At 58.5% G+C, this 17,644-nt stretch carries 18 protein-coding genes, 1 tRNA gene and 1 pseudogene; 13 read left to right on the top strand and 7 right to left on the bottom strand.

Going from position 1 to position 17,644, the window contains the following annotated elements:
* The first annotated feature begins 14 nt into the window (after positions 1-14).
* From AB4O09_RS23515 to AB4O09_RS23505, 3 genes are all read left to right on the top strand, one after another.
* The gene (locus tag AB4O09_RS23515; RefSeq protein ID WP_003198793.1) at positions 15-602 is read left to right on the top strand and encodes a sigma-E factor negative regulatory protein; all 588 of its coding nucleotides are present in this window, start codon (positions 15-17) and stop codon (positions 600-602) included.
* 13 nt (positions 603-615) lie between these two features.
* Positions 616-1,563 carry a MucB/RseB C-terminal domain-containing protein gene (locus AB4O09_RS23510; RefSeq protein WP_013692483.1) on the top strand — a complete coding sequence of 316 codons (948 nt, stop codon included), beginning with the start codon at positions 616-618 and terminating at the stop codon, positions 1,561-1,563.
* A 234-nt stretch (positions 1,564-1,797) separates the two neighbouring features.
* The gene (locus tag AB4O09_RS23505; RefSeq protein ID WP_003198797.1) at positions 1,798-3,228 is read left to right on the top strand and encodes a DegQ family serine endoprotease; all 1,431 of its coding nucleotides are present in this window, start codon (positions 1,798-1,800) and stop codon (positions 3,226-3,228) included.
* 59 nt (positions 3,229-3,287) lie between these two features.
* Here AB4O09_RS23505 and AB4O09_RS23500 read toward each other — a convergent pair whose 3' ends face one another.
* Positions 3,288-4,721, bottom strand: coding sequence for a M48 family metalloprotease (locus AB4O09_RS23500; RefSeq protein WP_003198799.1), 1,434 nt, complete (start codon positions 4,719-4,721; stop codon positions 3,288-3,290).
* Between the two features lie 98 nt (positions 4,722-4,819).
* Between AB4O09_RS23500 and AB4O09_RS23495 the strand changes: the two genes are divergently transcribed.
* Together AB4O09_RS23495 and AB4O09_RS23490 are read left to right on the top strand one after the other, a co-directional pair.
* A complete protein-coding gene (locus tag AB4O09_RS23495) occupies positions 4,820-5,059 on the top strand; it encodes a sulfurtransferase TusA family protein (RefSeq protein ID WP_003198801.1) in 240 nt (79 codons plus the stop codon).
* Positions 5,060-5,088: 29 nt separating this feature from the next.
* Positions 5,089-6,159 (top strand): AI-2E family transporter, encoded by a 1,071-nt coding sequence (locus AB4O09_RS23490; RefSeq protein WP_014337033.1) that lies wholly within the window; start codon positions 5,089-5,091, stop codon positions 6,157-6,159.
* Positions 6,160-6,302: 143 nt separating this feature from the next.
* Here the strand turns inward: AB4O09_RS23490 and AB4O09_RS23485 are convergent, their stop codons facing one another.
* Together AB4O09_RS23485 and AB4O09_RS23480 are read right to left on the bottom strand one after the other, a co-directional pair.
* Positions 6,303-6,776 carry a peroxiredoxin gene (locus AB4O09_RS23485; protein WP_039010804.1) on the bottom strand — a complete coding sequence of 158 codons (474 nt, stop codon included), beginning with the start codon at positions 6,774-6,776 and terminating at the stop codon, positions 6,303-6,305.
* Between the two features lie 10 nt (positions 6,777-6,786).
* Entirely contained in the window at positions 6,787-7,347 is a 561-nt protein-coding gene (locus AB4O09_RS23480; RefSeq protein ID WP_003184325.1) for a glycine cleavage system transcriptional repressor, read from the bottom strand.
* Positions 7,348-7,662: 315 nt separating this feature from the next.
* Here AB4O09_RS23480 and dapA point away from each other — a divergent pair, with 315 nt between their 5' ends.
* The 5 genes from dapA to AB4O09_RS23455 all read left to right on the top strand — a co-directional run bounded on the left by dapA (position 7,663) and on the right by AB4O09_RS23455 (position 11,351).
* Positions 7,663-8,541 carry a 4-hydroxy-tetrahydrodipicolinate synthase gene (gene dapA / locus AB4O09_RS23475; protein WP_003198806.1) on the top strand — a complete coding sequence of 293 codons (879 nt, stop codon included), beginning with the start codon at positions 7,663-7,665 and terminating at the stop codon, positions 8,539-8,541.
* Between the two features lie 17 nt (positions 8,542-8,558).
* A complete protein-coding gene (gene bamC / locus AB4O09_RS23470; protein WP_003198809.1) occupies positions 8,559-9,674 on the top strand; it encodes an outer membrane protein assembly factor BamC in 1,116 nt (371 codons plus the stop codon).
* 4 nt (positions 9,675-9,678) lie between these two features.
* Positions 9,679-10,437, top strand: coding sequence for an MBL fold metallo-hydrolase (locus tag AB4O09_RS23465; protein WP_460107557.1), 759 nt, complete (start codon positions 9,679-9,681; stop codon positions 10,435-10,437).
* Between the two features lie 27 nt (positions 10,438-10,464).
* Positions 10,465-11,178, top strand: a complete 714-nt coding sequence (purC, locus tag AB4O09_RS23460) for a phosphoribosylaminoimidazolesuccinocarboxamide synthase (RefSeq protein WP_003198813.1) — start codon at positions 10,465-10,467, stop codon at positions 11,176-11,178.
* Between the two features lie 83 nt (positions 11,179-11,261).
* Positions 11,262-11,351 (top strand) — tRNA-Ser (locus AB4O09_RS23455).
* A 207-nt stretch (positions 11,352-11,558) separates the two neighbouring features.
* On the opposite strand, the gene AB4O09_RS23450 is transcribed toward AB4O09_RS23455, so the two are convergent.
* Positions 11,559-11,756, bottom strand: a complete 198-nt coding sequence (locus AB4O09_RS23450; RefSeq protein WP_050516665.1) for a hypothetical protein — start codon at positions 11,754-11,756, stop codon at positions 11,559-11,561.
* Between the two features lie 1,009 nt (positions 11,757-12,765).
* Between AB4O09_RS23450 and AB4O09_RS23445 the strand changes: the two genes are divergently transcribed.
* Complete coding sequence (locus tag AB4O09_RS23445; protein WP_028236980.1) at positions 12,766-13,098, top strand: hypothetical protein; 333 nt, start codon at positions 12,766-12,768, stop codon at positions 13,096-13,098.
* A 264-nt stretch (positions 13,099-13,362) separates the two neighbouring features.
* Here the strand turns inward: AB4O09_RS23445 and AB4O09_RS23440 are convergent, their stop codons facing one another.
* From AB4O09_RS23440 to AB4O09_RS23430, 3 genes are all read right to left on the bottom strand, one after another.
* Entirely contained in the window at positions 13,363-13,602 is a 240-nt protein-coding gene (locus tag AB4O09_RS23440; protein ID WP_003198817.1) for a hypothetical protein, read from the bottom strand.
* Between the two features lie 156 nt (positions 13,603-13,758).
* Positions 13,759-14,529: a hypothetical protein gene (locus AB4O09_RS23435; protein ID WP_003198819.1), complete on the bottom strand. Its 771-nt coding sequence runs from the start codon at positions 14,527-14,529 to the stop codon at positions 13,759-13,761.
* Positions 14,530-15,390: 861 nt separating this feature from the next.
* Complete coding sequence (locus AB4O09_RS23430) at positions 15,391-15,657, bottom strand: hypothetical protein (RefSeq protein ID WP_047227960.1); 267 nt, start codon at positions 15,655-15,657, stop codon at positions 15,391-15,393.
* Between the two features lie 343 nt (positions 15,658-16,000).
* On the opposite strand from AB4O09_RS23430, the pseudogene AB4O09_RS23425 reads away from it, so the two are divergent.
* Together AB4O09_RS23425 and AB4O09_RS23420 are read left to right on the top strand one after the other, a co-directional pair.
* Positions 16,001-16,777, top strand: a pseudogene (locus AB4O09_RS23425) (MCP four helix bundle domain-containing protein); the annotation flags it as partial.
* 69 nt (positions 16,778-16,846) lie between these two features.
* Positions 16,847-17,635: a methyl-accepting chemotaxis protein gene (locus tag AB4O09_RS23420; protein ID WP_373557672.1), complete on the top strand. Its 789-nt coding sequence runs from the start codon at positions 16,847-16,849 to the stop codon at positions 17,633-17,635.
* The last annotated feature ends 9 nt before the right edge of the window (positions 17,636-17,644 follow it).

Here is a 17,644-nt window from a genome sequence, read left to right as displayed (position 1 = left end):
AAGAGAGGAACGCCATGAGTCGTGAAGCCCTGCAGGAATCGCTGTCCGCAGTGATGGATAACGAAGCGGACGAACTGGAATTGCGTCGGGTATTGAATGCCTTCGACGATGTTGAAACCCGTGAGACCTGGGCTCGTTACCAGATCGCCCGGGCCGTGATGCACAAGGACTTGTTGCTTCCACGCCTGGACATCGCTGCGGCCGTTTCCGCTGCATTGGCTGACGAAGCCGTACCGGCAAAAGCTTCTCGCGGACCATGGCGCAGCCTGGGTCGCCTGGCAGTAGCCGCTTCGGTCACCGTGGCCGTACTGGCCGGTGTGCGCCTGTACAACCAGGATGAGATTGCTGGCGTGCAGATGGCGCAGCAGTCCAACCAGCCAGGCCTGAGCGCTCCACAGGTCAAGGGTCCAGCGGTACTGGCCGGCTACAGCGAAGGCTCGGAAACCGCAGGCCCAATGGTCAATGGTGTTCTGCAAGGCCAACCTGGCTGGCATGATCAGCGTCTGCCCAACTACCTGCGTCAGCATGCTCAGCAAGCTGCCCTGAAAGGTACTGAAAGCGCGCTGCCTTACGCCCGTGCAGCCAGCATGGAAAACCGTTAATTAAGGAAAACCATTGCGCGCCATACCTCTATTCATGCTTCTGCTTGGTGGCTGGTGTGCGACTCCAGCCCATGCCGATGAGGCTCAGGATTGGTTGAACCGCCTGAGTCAAGCCGAGCAGCAGCAGAGCTTCCAGGGCACTTTCGTTTACGAGCGCAACGGTAGTTTTTCTACCCATAACATCTGGCATCGCGTCCAGGATGGCAAAGTCCGCGAGCGGTTACTCCAGCTTGACGGCTCGGCACAGGAAGTCCTGCGCATTGATGGGCATACTCAATGCGTCAGTGGCTCCTTGATCGCAGGGCTGGGCAATACGCCTGACGGCACCTCACGTACGCTCGATCCGCAAAAACTCAAGAATTGGTATGACCTGGCCGTCATTGGCAAGTCGCGCGTGGCCGGGCGTCAAGCGGTCATTGTGGCGTTGACGCCCAAGGACCAGCATCGCTATGGCTTCGAGCTGCACCTGGACAAAGAGACCGGCTTGCCGCTCAAGTCCCTGTTGCTCAACGACAAGGGCCAGTTGCTCGAACGTTTCCAGTTCACCCGCTTGAATGTCGCCGCGCCGACAGACGGTGATCTGCAAGCCAGCGCCGAATGCAAGGCTGTCGCGCAGGATCCCGCCAAGGTCGTCGCGGTGAAAGCCGCCTGGCACTCGGACTGGCTTCCGCCTGGTTTCGAACTGTCCAGCAGTGTCGTGCGCAAGGACCCGGACACCCAGGTCCAGGTCAACAGCTTGATGTACGACGATGGCCTGGCGCGCTTCTCGGTGTTCCTGGAGCCGCTGAACGGTGCCAACGCCACCGATACCCGTACTCAGCTCGGCCCGACGGCTGCCGTCTCCCGCAGGCTCACGACGCCCCAGGGCGAAATGATGGTCACGGTGGTCGGCGAGATTCCTATAGGCACGGCGGAACGGATTGCGCTTTCCATGCGCTCCGACGTCACGGCGACTCAATAACCTGCTGGCTGCATGGGTGGTTCGATTGCGCGAGAGGCTGATGATGCCAGGGCTTGATCGAAATGCCGAAACTTCCTGTCAGTATTTTCATTTGCAAAAACTCAGCTTTTTTTCTATAGGTCAGAGCCGCTCGGCCCTGGCCTTGTCTGTTTCCGGAACAAAAATACCGGCGTATCTTTTCCAGGTATGCCTTGTTCCATATCGCTTAACCATGCTCGTCGTAACGGGAGCCGTATGTCGATACCACGCTTGAAAACCTATTTTTCTATCCTTGCCACCGTGCTTGTGCTCGGCCAGGCCGTTCCTGCCGTGGCGGTCGAGTTGCCCGACTTTACGCAATTGGTCGAGCAGGCTTCGCCCGCTGTAGTGAACATCAGCACGACCCAGAAGCTGCCGGATCGCCGCGTCTCGGACCAGCAGATGCCGGACCTGGAAGGTTTGCCGCCGATGCTGCGTGAGTTCTTCGAGCGTGGCATGCCGCAACAACCCCGTTCTCCCGGTGGTGGTCGCCAGCGCGAAGCGCAATCCCTGGGATCGGGCTTCATCATTTCGCCTGATGGCTACATCCTGACCAACAACCATGTGATCGCCGATGCCGACGAAATCCTGGTACGCCTGGCCGACCGCAGCGAGCTCAAGGCCAAGCTGATCGGCACCGATCCACGTTCCGACGTGGCGCTGTTGAAAATCGAAGGCAAGGATCTGCCCGTGCTCAAGCTGGGCAAATCCCAGGACCTGAAAGCCGGCCAATGGGTCGTGGCCATCGGTTCGCCGTTCGGCTTTGACCACACCGTGACCCAGGGCATTGTCAGCGCCATCGGTCGCAGCCTGCCGAACGAAAACTACGTGCCGTTCATCCAGACCGACGTGCCGATCAACCCGGGTAACTCCGGTGGCCCGCTGTTCAACCTCGCGGGTGAAGTCGTCGGCATCAACTCCCAGATCTATACCCGTTCGGGCGGCTTCATGGGCGTGTCCTTCGCGATTCCGATCGACGTTGCCATGGACGTGTCCAACCAACTGAAAAGCGAAGGCAAGGTCAGCCGTGGCTGGTTGGGCGTGGTCATCCAGGAAGTGAACAAGGACCTGGCCGAGTCGTTCGGGCTGGAAAAACCGGCCGGTGCGCTGGTGGCGCAGATCCAGGAAGGTGGCCCGGCTGCCAAGGGCGGCCTGCAAGTGGGTGACGTGATCCTGAGCATGAATGGTCAGCCGATCGTCATGTCTGCCGACCTGCCGCACTTGGTGGGTGCTCTCAAGGCCGGTGCCAAGGCCAATCTGGAAGTGATTCGTGAAGGCAAGCGCAAGAACGTCGAATTGACCGTCGGCGCCATTCCTGAAGAAGGCAAGGAGTTGGACTCGCTGCCCAAGTCTGGCGTCGAGCGCAGCAGCAACCGTCTGGGCGTGGCGGTGGCCGAGCTGACCGAAGAGCAGAAGCGTACCCTGGAGCTCCAGGGCGGCGTGGTGATCAAGGAGGTGCAGGACGGTCCTGCTGCCCTGATCGGCCTTCAGCCGGGCGACATCATTACGCACCTGAACAACCAGGCCATCGGTTCCGCCAAGGAGTTCACCGACATCGCCAAGGCGTTGCCGAAGAATCGTTCGGTCTCGATGCGGGTCCTGCGCCAGGGACGTGCAAGCTTCATCACCTTCAAACTGGCCGAATGATCGGTTAGCCGCTGAAAAAAAACGCCTCGAAAGAGGCGTTTTTTTTGCCTGGCGAATGCTCAGCCCATCATGTCCTTGACCATGCGTTCCTGCTCCATGAGTTCCCGCTGCCGGGCGTCGATGCGTGACGACAGGGGGAAATTGGTGCCGGCGCGCCGTTTGGCGAAGTCCAGCTGCTGAATGGCCTGACGGTAGTCGCCCACCAGTGCGAAGTACTCGGCACGGGCCTGATGCAGGCCGATGATGTTGCCCGACAGCCCGCGGGTCTCGGCCACCATGTACCAGACGTCCGGATCGTCCGGGCGGGTCTTGAGCAGGTTCTCCAGGGCCTTCTCGGCATCGGCGGGGCGGTTCTGCTTGAGCAGCAAGTCGACGCGTACCTGGTTGAGCGGATAGTTGCCCGGGTATTGGCTCAGCATCCGGTCGACGCGCGATTGAGCGTCGGCCAGTTTGTTGCTGGTGATGTCCAGGTCCACCTGGGCGAGGTTATAGATGATCTCGTTGGGCGATTTGGCCAGCAACGGCTTGAGGTTCTCCCGTGCTTCATTCAACTGGCCACCCTTGATCTGCGCGATCGCCAGGCCGTAGCGCGCCACGTCGTTCTTCGGATTCTCATCCAGCTGTGCCCGGAAACGCTTGGCGCCCAGGCCCGGGGTTTCTTCATAGATCAACTGGACCCGTGCGCGGATCAGTTGATAGCGCACACTGTCCTCGATACCGCCCGGCTTGGCCTGTTCGGCGCGGTTGCGGGTGTCGGCGATCCGGGATTCGGTCACCGGGTGAGTCAGCAGGAATTCCGGGGGCTTGGCGTCGAACCGGTATTGGCGCATCAGGCGTTCGAACATGGTCGGCATGGACCGCGGGTCGTAGCCGGCCTTTTCCAGGTTCTGGATGCCGATGCGGTCGGCTTCCTGTTCGTTCTGGCGCGAGAAACGCCGTTGTTCCTGGATGGCCGCGGCCTGGGTCCCGGCGATGGCCGCGATCCCGGCGTCACCGCCACCGGCGGCGGCAATCACGATGCCGGCCAGCAGCGCGGCCATCATTGGCACTTGCATGCGCTGCTGGGCTTCGACGCCGCGGGCGAAGTGGCGTTGTGACAAGTGCGCCAGTTCGTGGGCCATGACCGAGGCGTATTCGCCTTCGGTCTGTGCATTGAGGAACAGGCCGCCGTTGACCCCGACGATTCCGCCAGGTGCGGCGAAGGCGTTGAGCTGCGGGCTGTTGATCAGGATGAACTCCAGGCGTCGGTCATTGACCTGGCTGGTTTCCACCAGTTTATAGACGCTGGATTCGACGTAGTCCTTGAGCTGTGGGTCGTTGAGCTGTGAAACCTGGCTGCGCAGCAGGGCCAGCCAGGCGCGGCCCAGTTGGTGCTCCTGTTCTGGCGAGACGATGGCAGAACTGGCGTCGCCAAGTGACGGCAGGTCGTCGGCGAAGCCCGGTGAGGCAAGCAGGCAAGCGAGCGTCAGCAGGGTGGGGCGCAGAAATGTCATGCACGAAGCCTTAGTCGACAAAGACCTTACTGTAGCCGGACACCGGGCCCGGGACCAGATATTCTAGGCCGCTCAACGATCTGCCGCGGAGTGAACCCATGACTGATGCTGTAGCCCACGATGCCGAACTGGACGCCAGCGGCCTGAACTGTCCGTTGCCGCTGCTCAAGGCCAAGCTGGAACTCAATCGCCTGGCCAGCGGCAGTGTGCTCAAGGTGATCGCCACGGATGCGGGTTCCCAGCGCGATTTCCGCACCTTCGCCCGATTGGCCGGTCATACGCTGCTGCATGAAGAAGACGATAACGGCGTCTACCGTTACTGGCTGAAAAAGGCCTGAAAACCGACAGCGTCTCTTAAGGATTTTTAATGTTCAAAGTGTTACGCGACTGGATCCAGCGCTACTTCTCCGATGAAGAGGCTGTGGTCCTGGCAGTGCTGCTATTCCTGGCCTTTACCGCCGTGCTCACCCTGGGCGGCATGCTGGCGCCGGTGCTGGCGGGGATGGTGCTGGCGTACCTGATGCAAGGTTTGGTCACGACCCTGGAACGCTTGCGGTTGCCGGGTGCGGTGGCGGTGGGCTTGGTGTTCGCCCTGTTCATGGGCTTGTTGTTGGTGTTCATAATCGTGATCGTGCCGCTGCTCTGGCACCAGTTGGTGACACTCTTCAACGAGTTGCCGGGGATGCTTGCCAAATGGCAGTCCGTGCTGTTGCTGTTGCCCGAGCGTTATCCGCACCTGGTGTCCGACGAGCAGGTGTTGCAAGCCATTGAAGTCGTGCGCGGCCAGATCGGCAAGTTCGGCCAGTGGGCGCTGACGTTTTCGCTGTCCAGCCTGCCGCTTTTGGTCAATATCATGATCTACCTGGTACTGGTGCCGATCCTGGTGTTTTTCTTCCTCAAGGACCGGGAAATGATCGGCCGTTGGGTCCGTGGCTACCTGCCTCGTGAGCGGGCGCTGATTACCCGGGTGGCCCAGGAGATGAATCGCCAGATCGCCAACTACATTCGCGGCAAAGTCATCGAGATTTTTATCTGCGGTGGCGTGACCTACATCGGCTTCGTCGCCCTGGGACTCAATTACGCCGCCTTACTGGCGCTGCTGGTGGGCATCTCAGTGGTGGTGCCTTATGTCGGCACCGTGGTGGTGACCGTGCCGGTGGCCTTGATTGCGCTGTTCCAGTGGGGCTGGAGCGATCAGTTCATCTACCTGATGGCGGTCTACGGGATCATCCAGACGCTGGACGGCAACGTGCTGGTCCCGCTGCTGTTCTCCGAGGCGGTGAACCTGCATCCGGTGGCGATCATCTGTGCGGTGTTGCTGTTTGGCGGGCTGTGGGGGTTCTGGGGGGTGTTCTTCGCGATTCCCCTTGCGACCCTGTTCAAGGCGGTGCTGGATGCGTGGCCGAGCAAGGAGCCGGTGGTGGCGCCGTTGTTGTAGCTTGAGTATGGGGTGGGGCTTATGGCCCCATCGTCGGAACGCCGCCCGGAGCAAGCTCGCTCCCACATTGGATTGAGGGTGTTAATCAAATCCCTGTGGGAGCGAGCTTGCTCGCGAAGGGGCCAGGACAGGCAGTGAAAGATTCAGGCCTTGTTGAGTGCCTGAGCCGCCGCCAGCACCGCATCCACATGCCCCGGCACCTTCACGCCACGCCATTCCTGGCGCAGCACGCCGTTCTTGTCGATCAGGAATGTGCTGCGATCAACGCCCAGGTATTCCTTGCCATAGAGCTTTTTCAGCTTGATCACGTCGAACAGCTGGCAGACGGCCTCGTCCTTGTCACTGATCAGCTCGAACGGGAATTCCTGTTTGCACTTGAAGTTCTCGTGGGACTTGAGGCTGTCCCGGGAGATGCCGAACACTTCGGTGTTGGCGGCCTGGAACTGCGCATACTGGTCCCGAAAGCCCTGGCCTTCGGTGGTGCAACCAGGGGTGCTGTCCTTGGGGTAGAAGTAGATCACCACCTGCTTGCCCTTGAGGGCTGCGAGGCTGACGGTCTGCCCGCTGGTGGCGGGTGCCTGGAAATCGGTAACCGGCTGGTCGACTGCAACGGCCATGAACGCTTCCTTACATTGGGTTTTGTGGGCGCCACGGTTCGATCAGGGCATCGAGGTTCATCGCATCGGCGAAATCCAGGAACTGATCGCGCAGCCAACTGATCTGGGTGCCGGCGGGCAGGGTCACGGTGAACGTGGCATTGAGCATGGTGCCGCCGGTCTGCGGGGCCTGGTAGGTGTCGCAGGTCAGGTTTTCCAGCTCGACGTGGTGGTCCATGAAGAACTGGCACAGCTCGTTGATGATGTCCGGACGGTAGGCCGAGCTCACGTAGGCCACGTAGGGCAGGGCCTGGGGACGGTTCTCCAACGCGGCGCTACGCACCACGTTGACGGTGAAGGCATGCTTCTTGGCGAGCACCGGCAGGCTGCCTTCCAGGCGAGCCAGGGCGTCCCAGCTGCCGGAGATCTCGAGCACGAGCGCACTGCATTCGCCATGACGGGTCAGGCGTGAGGTCACGACGGCGCAGCGATTTTCATGGCTGGCGCGGCACAGGACGTTAGTCAGCTCCATGGGGTTGGCGCCAAGGGCACTGATAACAAGGAATTGTTCGCGGACTGTGGGGGTGGACATGCAGCATTCCTAAAGCGATGAGCGGTCGGTACTTTTGCCGCTCGACACAGCGCCAGGCCCGGAAAAACGAACGGCTCAAGCCTTGTGTCCAGGGTTGCGCTGCATTCCGCGATAGCAGGAACGCACCAGGACAAACCCGGGATCGGGGCTTGCGGCGACGAAAACGGAGGCTGGAAACCGGCGTATGAGCTTGTCGGTACCGATCAAAGCCTGAAGGGTAGCGAAAACCATCGCCAAGGGGAATGGTAGTTCGCTTGTACAAGCATCTTGGCGCCAGTACCATTACCGCTCTCTTTTTCCGGCAGGAGCGGTTTCATGATTGCGGGCAGTATGGTGGCACTGGTCACACCCATGGATGCACAAGGGCATCTTGACTGGGCCAGCCTCAGCAAACTCGTGGACTTCCACCTTGAGAACGGCACCCATGCCATTGTCGCCGTCGGTACCACCGGCGAGTCGGCAACCCTCGACGTCAATGAGCACATCGAAGTCATCCGTGCCGTGGTCAAGCAGGTCAACGGTCGCATTCCCGTCATCGCCGGCACTGGCGCCAACTCGACCCGCGAGGCCGTCGAGCTGACCCGCAACGCCAAGGAAGCCGGTGCCGACGCCTGCCTGCTGGTCGTCCCGTACTACAACAGGCCGACCCAGGAAGGCTTGTACCAGCACTTCAAGCACATTGCCGAAGCCGTCGACATCCCGCAGATCCTCTATAACGTTCCCGGTCGTACCTCCTGCGACATGCTGGCCGAGACCGTGATCCGCCTGTCCACGGTGCCGAACATCATCGGTATCAAGGAAGCCACCGGCGACATGAAGCGCGCCAAGGCCATTCTCGATGGCGTGAGCAAGGACTTCATCGTGCTGTCTGGCGATGATCCGACAGCGGTCGAGCTGATCCTGATGGGCGGCAAGGGCAACATCTCCGTCACCGCCAACGTTGCCCCACGTGAAATGGCCGACCTTTGCGAGGCCGCGCTCAAGGGCGACGCCGAGACTGCACGGGCAATCAACGAAAAACTGATGCCGTTGCACAAGGACCTGTTCATCGAGGCCAACCCGATTCCGGTGAAGTGGGCCTTGGTTGAAATGGGCCTGATGCACGAAGGCATCCGCCTGCCACTGACCTGGCTGAGCACCCCCTGTCAAGAACCGCTGCGGCAGGCCATGCGCCAGTCCGGCGTCCTGGTTTAATTGAGGAAGTACAACGCATGAAGCGAATGGCCGGACTTTCCGCACTTGCCTTGATTATCTCCAGCACCAGCGGCTGCGGATGGATCTGGGGACCGGAAGGTTACTTCCGCGACCGTGGTAGCGATTACCTGCAGGCGCAACAGACTGCACCGATGCAAATGCCGCAAGACGTCAACGTTGCCAAGCGCCTGGATCCGCTGCTGCCGATCCCGCGCAACGTAGCCGACGACAGCGTCAAGGGCGAATACATCGTCCCACGTCCACAGCCGCTGTCGGCCGTGGCCGATGCCAGCGACTACACCCTGCAGAAGAGTGGCGACTCCAGCTGGGTCATGGGCCAGCATCCACCGGCCGAAGTCTGGCCTGTGGCGATCCAGTTCTTCCAGGACAACGGTTTCCGCCTGGACGAACAGCGCCCGCAAACTGGCGAGTTCACCACCACCTGGCAGCGTTCGGATGAACTGTCCGCCAGCATGGCCAAGCGCATGAGCGCCGCCGGCGTTGCTGCCGACAGCGAAACCCGCGTGCGGGTGCGTATCGAGCCGGGCGTGCAGCGCAACACCAGTGAAGTCTATGTGGTCAGCGCCGAGCGACCTGCTGGCAGCACCGCCGACGTGGCCTTCACCAACCGTTCGGTCAATACCGGCCTCGACGCTGCACTGGTGGACGACATGCTTGCCAGCATGAGTCGTACCGCGGAGCAGGGCGGTTCGGTCTCGATGCTGGCGTCCAAGGAGTTCGATGCGCCGAGCCGCGTCAGCCTGAGCGAAGACGGCAGCGGCAACCCGGTGCTCAACGTCGGCTCCGACCTGGACCGTGCCTGGTCGAGCGTTGGCCGTGCGCTGGAGCAGGGCGAGTGGCGCGTTGAAGACATCAACCGCAGCCTGGGCCTGTACTACATCAACCTCGCTGAAAAGGCCGAGAAGAAAGACGAGAAGCCTGGCTTCTTCAGTGGCCTGTTCGGCAGCAAGCCGGACAAGGAAGAAATCGAAGCCCGCGCCGAGCGTTACCAGGTTCGCCTGAGCAAGGTCGGCGACAGCGTCCAGGTCACCGTCGAGAAGAACATCAACACCGTGGCGCCGGCCGATGTGGCCCGCAAGGTGTTGAGTGTGATTCAGGACAACCTGGGCTGATCCGATGCGTTTTGCCGTTCTCGGCAGCGGTAGCCAGGGGAACGGCACGCTGGTAGCCAGCGCCGGCACGTATGTGTTGGTCGATTGTGGTTTCTCCCTGCGGGAAACCGAGAAGCGCCTGTTGCGCCTGAGTGTGCACCCGGCGCAATTGAGCGCGATACTCGTGACCCACGAACATGCCGACCACGTGCATGGCGTGGGTTTGCTGTCTCGGCGCTACAATCTGCCGGTGTACCTGAGCCGTGGGACACTGGAAGGCCTGCGCAAGCCCATCGAGCCGGCCGGGTTCGTGGCCGGTGGCGAGCAACTGCGCATCGGTTGCCTGGATATCAGCGTGGTCAGCGTGGCGCACGATGCCCGGGAACCGACGCAATATGTGTTCAGTGACGGCGAGCGGCGCTTTGGGCTGCTGACCGACCTGGGGTCGTATTGCGACAGGGTGATGGACAGTTACCGGGACCTCGATGCGTTGATGATCGAGTCCAACCACTGCCGCGACATGTTGGCGCGTGGTTACTACCCGTACTTCCTCAAGCAGCGGGTAGGCGGGGAACACGGACATTTGAACAACCACCAGGCAGCGTTCCTGGTGGCCGAGTTGGGCTGGCAAGGCCTGCAACACCTGGTCCTGGCCCATCTGAGCAGCAAGAACAACCTGCCGCAGCTGGCCCGGCAATGTTTTGTCGACACCCTCGGGTGCGACCCGGACTGGCTGCAACTGGCCGATCAAGATTCAGGGCTCGACTGGCGACATATCGCCTAGCCCACTACTTAGCAAGCGGAGCCCATCATGGAAAAACGTGAAGAACTCTACCGCGGCAAAGCCAAGTCGGTTTACAAGACCGACGACGCTGACCGCTTGATCCTGCTGTTTCGCAACGACACCTCGGCGTTCGACGGCAAGCGCATCGAACAGTTGGACCGCAAAGGCATGGTGAACAACAAGTTCAACGCCTTCATCATGCAGAAACTCGAAGCCGCCGGCGTGCCGACCCAGTTCGACAAGCTGCTGGGCGACAACGAATGCCTGGTCAAGAAGCTGGACATGATCCCGGTCGAATGCGTCGTGCGTAACTACGCCGCCGGCAGCCTGGTCAAGCGCCTGGGCGTGGAAGAGGGCTTGAAGCTCAACCCTTACACCTTCGAACTGTTCCTGAAGGACGACGCCAAGGGCGACCCGTTCATCAACGAATCCCACGTCGTGGCATTCGGTTGGGGCACCACCGAGCAACTGGCCCGCATGAAGGAATTGTCCCTCAAGGTCAACGAAGTGCTGACCAAGCTGTTCGACGACGCCGGCCTGCTGCTGGTGGACTTCAAGCTTGAATTCGGTGTGTTCAGCGACGGTTCCATCGTCCTGGGCGACGAATTCAGCCCGGACGGCTGCCGCCTCTGGGACAAGGACACCAAGAAGAAGATGGACAAGGACCGCTTCCGCCAGGGCCTCGGTGACGTCATCGAAGCCTACGAAGAAGTCGCCCAGCGTCTGGGTGTGCCGCTGTAATCGACGCAAGCATCTGATAGCACGGAAAAAATTTCGCTCGGGGGTTCGCTTCCGGCGAATGTGCTGGTATGATGCGCGCCACTGGAGAGATGCCGGAGTGGCCGAACGGGACGGATTCGAAATCCGTTGTACTGGCGACAGTACCTAGGGTTCAAATCCCTATCTCTCCGCCATTATTGTGTATGACTAAGCCCCTGAAATGGTTGAACATTTCAGGGGCTTTTTCGTTTTCGTCATCTGTCAGTCTGGCGTAAATCCTGTGGGAGCAAAGCTTGCTCGCGATTGAGGTAAGCCAGCTAACAACGATATTGGCGACTCTACCGCTATCGCGAGCAAGCTTTGCTCCCACAGACTTTATCTCTAGCTGACAAGTATTATCCCTAGGCAGGTTCCGCATCCAAGCGTCGCGCTATGACATCGAGCACGTCGCAGCCATCTCTCAAGGGAATGCAGCACAGCTGTGCAAAGTCCTGGAGGACCACTGAGTCACTCGGAATGTCCCCCCGCATGGCGAGGTTCTCTAAAAGCTGAGTGACCGCGCGAATTCTATAGCCTGCCGTGTCAAGCAAGATGTGCAAAGGCGCAGAGGTATCGACGAAGAGGGGGTGATCGTCGGCATAGAGGAAAACGGGGACAGACCACGATTTTGAGGCGGGACGATTACAACTGAACTCAGAATCGTGGTCTGTCCCCCCGTATCTCTGTTCCATTCTTGAAAGCAGGGCATCGTAATCGTCCTCCCGGATGACGGACTTCTGTTTGTCTTTTTCCTTGTCCTTTGTAACTGGGTAGCGGAAGAACGTACTTGATGAGTCCGTTGCCTCGATTTCACTGATCCATTGCCCTAGCTCGGTGGGTAAGCTCCAATCTGTGTTTGTGTGGCTAGCCAGGTACTCGGCGTGGTCTTCAAAAAGCGAGCAGAAGTGTTGATAGAGCGGTTGCAGGCCGTGGACGTTATGCATGGGCTTCCACTTCTCCCCGATAGGGATTTGAGGTTCGCCGCTTGCTGGTATGGCGCCGTACGGGATGTTGAGTTTCCTGTGAAAAATGATGATCGCTGACTTCAGGAAAAGCTCTATAGCGTGCCGGTAGAGAAAGCTCACAGGCAGATGAGCATTCAAGGTTGGGGTGCTCTCTCTGGAGTCTTCAAGAGCGTCAGCAGCGTCCCTAAACGAGTCTGCGACTGCACCAAAACCTGAGTCAAAATGCCTATCTAGCGGTAGCATCATGTAAAGCATTACTGGCCTCCTATGGAGATGGCGTATCAGCGAAAGGTCTATCACACAGTTCTTCGCTGCCCTGAAGGCTCCACTGCACATGATGAGGCGGTCTTGGGGAGCTGTACGGGATGACGGAGCTGTGTTCCTGAGAGTGTGGCAGGATCGGTGCGAGACGCACGATGTGTATTCGAAGGGGGCGAGCCCTGCCCAGAAGCTGGCGGCAATCTCCAGATTACCCGCGCTTGCCTCTAGTTCGTCAGTAGTGGCACAGTGATGCACCACTATCAAGCGGCAGTAATGCAGAGGAGTAATGGTGTTGTTTGCTGGTGTGCTACGTTAATTAAAAGATGTTCTAGGGAGAGACAATATGACTGGTTTTAAGCACTTAGCTACATTGGCATGTTTCGCTGTTGTAGCCAGCTCAACTATGGCGGCTGACTGGCAGGAGTCTTGGGACTCAGTAAAGAAACTTTCCATTGAGCAATGCCAATCCACGTTCCAAGACTATCAGCTTCAAGCAGTTTGCATGCAGAATGAGAAAAATGGCTATAAGGCATTACAAAAAGACTACGGCATGCCTCACGACTTGGCTTCAAAAGCAAAGGATAGATGTGAGCGTACATTCAGTGGACAGTTTCAATTGCAGGATGTCTGTATGAAGAACGAGAAGCAGGGATATGACAAAATGAACTCGTACTGAGGCAAGATACAAAATGCGAAATGTAATGAAGCTGTTTGTTGTTACTACATTTTTTATTGTCTCGGCTGGTGTGAGTGCGAATGTCGTCTGCGAGATAGGACGAGATAAAGCGAAAAGTGATTTGGGGAAACGGGGACAGACCACGATTATGAAGCGAGGCGATTACAAGTGAACTCAAAATCGTGGCCTGTCCTCCCGTTTCACTCCGGGCGTCCAATACACCTCAGGGTCTTGCCTAGCGTGTTCGTGGCTTTCAGCTCCGTATCATTCGCTCTGTGAGTGCTTCTCGCGGATCAGAACCTCAAGCGCGTTTTTTTGGTCGTTCAGGGCTTGGAGCGCCTGAATAGATTCGGACAGAGCGACTGGGTGCGTCATGGAAAGGATGATTGCCGTTGCTAATCCCATCTCCACACAAGCGAGTAAACCCCATTCATATCCGTGATTTCCAACTGCATACAGCCCCACATTTTCGAACTGGGTCAGTCCCGCTTCATCATCGTACATTCTTGTGTGGAGAGCGGAGAAACGGGGACAGACCACGATTATGAAGCGAGGCGATTACAAGTGAACTCAAAATCGTGGCCTGTCCTCCCGTTTCATTCCGGGCGTTCAATACACCTCAGGGTGTCGCCTAGCGTGTTCGTGGCTGTCAGCTCTGTATCATTCGCTCTGTGAGTGCTTCTCGCGGATCAGAACCTCAAGCGAGTTCTTTTGGTCGTTCAGGGCTTGAAGCGCCTGAATAGATTCGGACAGAGCGACTGGGTGCGTCATAGAAAGGATGATTGCCGTTGCTAATCCCATCTCCACACATGCGAGTAAACCCCATTCATATCCGTGATTTCCAACTGCATACAACCCCACATTTTCGAACTGGGTCAGTCCCGCTTCATCATCGTACATTCTTGTGTGGAGAGTGACAGTCTTGGCGTTGGGATGAGCACCAAAGTCGATAGAACTTTCGTATAGCTTGTACATCCAATCGCCCAATCCCGGTCCTCGTTTATTGGCTATTTTCTGAGCTGCTTTGATTGGAGCCTGAAAGGCTTTTTTGCAGGTTTTCAGGTCATCTGGTGAGTCGTTGCGGCTCATCCAGATCTTGGTAAGGGTCTGAGATTCGTCTTCGGTCATCAGAAGGGCATAGCAGGCAGTTTCCAATGCCGTTCTGAGGATAGGGTAAACACCAGCCGCGTGGCCAGTCAGACCTACTCGGAAGGCGGTCATCAGGAGGAAGCGGGAATTGATCAGTATGGAGTGAACGACCAACTCATCGGGCGCGACGGCAGGTCCACTGACATGCTGTGTGAGGTACGAATCAAGGTCATCCATCATGGTCAGGAAGGGTGAGCCGGCACTGAGAATCTCGTCCAGATTCTCAGTGCCGGCATTCAGGTAAGCGCGGAACGAGTTATCTCCATTGCTACAGAACATCATTGAACCTCGCTTCGTTTATTTTTCAGTTCAGCCTTGTATTTCAGTGCCTCGGCTTCGATATGCACAATCGTCCATCCAGCCTTGAGCCATAGCGGCTCAATGAGCCGTGAGGTGCTTATTGGTTTCAGAAAAAAGGGCAATCTCATCGTTCGGGGCAGTGACAATCTCGTCAAAACCTCCGGCGTACAGCGCGTCCATGTTCACCCGAAAGAACGTGTGGGGAAAACGGGACAGACCATGATTATGAGGCGGGGCGATTACAAGTGAATTCAAAATCGTGGTCTGTCCTCCGTTTCCTCTCGATTTTTGCCGTGGCGCTGGGAACGGGGTTGTTCTTGAAGCTGCGGCGGTTCGAGCAGGTTGGCTGAGGGGGGTAGGAATTCATCGCTAGTTGATAGGAAGCTTGCCAGTGATTACAAACTTTTCGAACACCTTCTGACCATCACGCGCAGCTTGCCGAACATCTAGAAATGTCAGCTCATTGGGAACGACTTTTTTGGGTGTCTTGTTGACTTTTTTTATTGTGGCCATCTCAGCCTTTGAGATGTGATTAATCGAGTCTGGGCAAACAGGAAGGGGAGGATTTCAGCGCCAGGGATTCATGCTCGTCTCCAGCGAAATGGGCCTCGTGAGAGATAATGCCAGTCAGTTAAGAGTGATCGAGTCTTTTGGTGAGGGGAGTTAGCGAAAAGTCGCACCGCCCCGTTGGGCTGAAGCAGCCCCAACACCAACTCAATCAACCAGGCACACAGGGTGTCTGGCTTTTAGGACTGCTTCACGCAGCCCAGCGGGGATAAATCCCCTCGCCACAGGGCTGCGTCGATTAACTGATCGGCATCACCTCGTTGAGGCCCTTCAATGCTAGGCCGGCTCTGCATCCAAGCGCCGGGCTATGACGTCGAGCACGTCGCAACCATCCCTCAAGGGAATGCAGCACAGCTGTGCAAAGTCCTGAAGGATCACTGAATCACTCGGAATGTCCCCTCGCATTGCGAGGTTCTCTAAAAGCTGGGTGACCGCGCGAATTCTATAGCCCGCCGTGTCGAGCAGGATGTGCAAAGGCGCAGAGGTATCGACGAAGAGGGGTTGATCGTCGGCATTGCTGGTAAGAGCCATGTATCTATTCATTTCAAACACCATTTGATTGAGGGTCTTCTTACCATTTGTTATCGAGTCGCCAAACCCAAGCCGCTCTTACGAGCGACGTTTGGACTATAGAGCCCTTCTGGAGAAATCATCAATCAGATGATGAGTGAGAAAATTCCCTAAATTATGTGGGCGGGAAATGTCAGAAAATTCCCCGCAGCTATTGCCTCCACCCACCTTTTTTATCCCGCTCAACCCCCTCCGCGACCTGCATAACCCCGGTGTCCGCCAGACCCAAAGCTTTGTAACAATTGGACTAATGGTCTATAGCTCAAGGCATGGCTGCCGATAGGCAAGTTAATCCCCATGAAAGGAGTGTCACCCCATGCCGCGGTTTTTTGCCGATCTGGGCTTTCGCTGGAAAATCACCCTGCCCATTGGGTTCCTGGCACTGCTGTTGGTGCTGATGGGGTGGTCGGGCATGCGTGGCATCGGTCAGGTGACGGAGTCCAGCACGCAGTTGACCAAGCGCTACCTGCCGGCCATCAGCCTGTTGCTCAACGCTGATCGTGATCTCTACCAGGCCTTTGTCGCCGAGCGCAGCCTGCTTGGGGGCAATGCGGGCAGTCATGCCGAGGCGCTGCGTGCCAGTCATCGGGACAATCTGAAGCAAGCTTATGATCGTGTGCAGAAATATGCCGCGATGCAGCCAAGTGCCGAGGCGTTGGCGCTGGTCAGTCAGTTCAATGACCGTTTCGCACAGTGGTCGCAGGTTTCGCGGCAGGTGGTCGAGCAGGCCGCGAGCAATCCCCAGGCGGCCAGTGCGCTGAGTTTTGGTGACGGTGAAAGTAAGTTCGACACCATGCGCGATGCCATCGACAAGCTCGGTGAACTGGAAGACGAAGCGTCTCTGCGCGAGGGGCAAGCGGCGATTGACCATGGCCAGGCGGTTGGGGTGCAGCAGGGCGGTATCTTGTTGGTGGGTCTGCTGGGTTGCATCCTGCTGATTGTGGCCTTGCCAATGGTCGTGCTGCGTCCGATGCGTCGGCTGCTGCACCGTGTCGAACAGATCGCCGAGGGCGGTGGGGATCTGAAGGGCCGTCTCGAGGTGCGTTCGGCTGACGAGCTGGGCCAGCTTGGCAGTGCGTTCAACCGTTTTCTCGATAAGCTGCAGCCGTTGATTGCCGAAGTGGGCCGCGTGACCGGGGAGGTGGATGCCGCCGCGCGGGCTATGGCCAATATGGCCGCGACCAATGACAAGTTGATCAGCAGCGAACACGCGGCGCTTGACCAGGTCAGTACGGCGGCGACCCAGATGAGTGCCGCAGTGCATGAGGTGGCACACAATGCCGTGAACGCGTCGGACGCCGCCCAGCAAGCCAGCAGTCAGTCTCGCGACGGCACCGCGGTTGTCAACAGCACCATCGAATCGATCCGTCAGTTGGCCCAGGAAGTGGAGAGCGCTTCGGGCACCATCGAGGCATTGGCCCTGGAAACCTCCAGCATCGGTGCCGTGCTTGAGGTCATCCGGGGCATTGCCGAACAGACCAACCTGCTCGCACTGAACGCTGCCATCGAGGCGGCCCGGGCGGGCGAGCAAGGCCGCGGTTTTGCTGTCGTGGCCGATGAAGTCAGGGCCCTGGCGGCGCGCACCCAGGATTCGACCAAGGACATTCAGGTGCGTATCGAACGGCTGCAAAGCGGTGTCGCCAAAGCCGTGCAAGCCATGCAGGTCGGCAGCAGCAAGGCCCGTGACAGTGTCGAACGTGCGGCGGGGGTCGATCAGGTGCTCAGTGGCACCAGCGGCTCGATTCTGCGGATCAACGACATGGCTGCGCAGATCGCCAACGCCTGCGAGGAGCAAAGCAGCGTCACCGAAGAGATCGCCCGCAACATCTCCGACATCCGCGACTTGTCCAACGAAGCGGCAGCGAACTCTGCCCAGAGCATGCAGGCCAGCCAACAGCTGTCCAGCCTGTCGAGAAACCTGGCAGAACTGACCGGCCGTTTCCGCACCTGAAACAGGGGG

It is taken from the genome of Pseudomonas sp. H1_F01 (assembly GCF_054681425.1).
This window is presented reverse-complemented; position numbering and strand designations above follow the sequence as displayed.

Excerpts from the sequence above, each read along its gene's own strand:
- AB4O09_RS23515 (WP_003198793.1), top strand. The coding sequence starts at position 15 with ATGAGTCGTGAAGCCCTGCAGGAATCGCTGTCCGCAGTGATGGATAAC.
- AB4O09_RS23505 (WP_003198797.1), top strand. The coding sequence starts at position 1,798 with ATGTCGATACCACGCTTGAAAACCTATTTTTCTATCCTTGCCACCGTG.
- AB4O09_RS23500 (WP_003198799.1), bottom strand. The coding sequence starts at position 4,721 with ATGACATTTCTGCGCCCCACCCTGCTGACGCTCGCTTGCCTGCTTGCC.
- AB4O09_RS23495 (WP_003198801.1), top strand. The coding sequence starts at position 4,820 with ATGACTGATGCTGTAGCCCACGATGCCGAACTGGACGCCAGCGGCCTG.
- AB4O09_RS23490 (WP_014337033.1), top strand. The coding sequence starts at position 5,089 with ATGTTCAAAGTGTTACGCGACTGGATCCAGCGCTACTTCTCCGATGAA.
- AB4O09_RS23485 (WP_039010804.1), bottom strand. The coding sequence starts at position 6,776 with ATGGCCGTTGCAGTCGACCAGCCGGTTACCGATTTCCAGGCACCCGCC.
- AB4O09_RS23480 (WP_003184325.1), bottom strand. The coding sequence starts at position 7,347 with ATGTCCACCCCCACAGTCCGCGAACAATTCCTTGTTATCAGTGCCCTT.
- dapA (WP_003198806.1), top strand. The coding sequence starts at position 7,663 with ATGATTGCGGGCAGTATGGTGGCACTGGTCACACCCATGGATGCACAA.
- bamC (WP_003198809.1), top strand. The coding sequence starts at position 8,559 with ATGAAGCGAATGGCCGGACTTTCCGCACTTGCCTTGATTATCTCCAGC.
- AB4O09_RS23465 (WP_460107557.1), top strand. The coding sequence starts at position 9,679 with ATGCGTTTTGCCGTTCTCGGCAGCGGTAGCCAGGGGAACGGCACGCTG.
- purC (WP_003198813.1), top strand. The coding sequence starts at position 10,465 with ATGGAAAAACGTGAAGAACTCTACCGCGGCAAAGCCAAGTCGGTTTAC.
- AB4O09_RS23445 (WP_028236980.1), top strand. The coding sequence starts at position 12,766 with ATGACTGGTTTTAAGCACTTAGCTACATTGGCATGTTTCGCTGTTGTA.
- AB4O09_RS23440 (WP_003198817.1), bottom strand. The coding sequence starts at position 13,602 with ATGTACGATGATGAAGCGGGACTGACCCAGTTCGAAAATGTGGGGCTG.
- AB4O09_RS23435 (WP_003198819.1), bottom strand. The coding sequence starts at position 14,529 with ATGATGTTCTGTAGCAATGGAGATAACTCGTTCCGCGCTTACCTGAAT.
- AB4O09_RS23430 (WP_047227960.1), bottom strand. The coding sequence starts at position 15,657 with ATGAATAGATACATGGCTCTTACCAGCAATGCCGACGATCAACCCCTC.
- AB4O09_RS23420 (WP_373557672.1), top strand. The coding sequence starts at position 16,847 with ATGGCCAATATGGCCGCGACCAATGACAAGTTGATCAGCAGCGAACAC.